General features: G+C 46.4%; 1 tRNA gene and 1 rRNA gene. Both read right to left on the reverse strand.

The features are described 5' to 3' along the window. Positions 1-123: 123 nt before the first annotated feature. Positions 124-200: transfer RNA gene (locus tag G9H65_RS13295), tRNA-Ile, on the reverse strand. Between the two features lie 130 nt (positions 201-330). Beyond that, positions 331-429, reverse strand: a 16S ribosomal RNA gene (locus G9H65_RS13300); the annotation flags it as partial.

Genomic DNA, 429 nt, shown 5'->3' on the forward strand with positions numbered 1-429 from the left:
GAAAACGGATTCAACGCGAACGGCCAGTTCGTTGTGCCCACTAGTGCAGGCTTGGTTCCTAGCTTTTTGAGCTAATCCCCCGTTATTGGCTTTCATCTCCAGCTTGCCCCAACATCATTTTGTTGGTGGGCCTGCGTGGACTCGAACCACGGACCTCTACATTATCAGTGTAGCGCTCTAACCACCTGAGCTACAAGCCCGCTTCTTTCTTCTGTTTTCTCAACAATATCTTGAAAATCTATCTTCCTAGATTTTCCTTTAGGCGTGTGATAAAAGTACTCTGGAAGCATATAAGAAACCTTATATACTTAAGTTAAATAGCTTCTCCAGAAAGGAGGTGTTCCAGCCACACCTTCCGGTACGGCTACCTTGTTACGACTTAGCCCCAATTACCTGTTCTACCCTAACTGGCGGTTTAACGGCCAGCTT

The sequence above is a fragment of the Aquirufa ecclesiirivi genome (genome assembly GCF_011250515.1).
Taxonomy (GTDB): domain Bacteria; phylum Bacteroidota; class Bacteroidia; order Cytophagales; family Spirosomataceae; genus Aquirufa; species Aquirufa ecclesiirivi.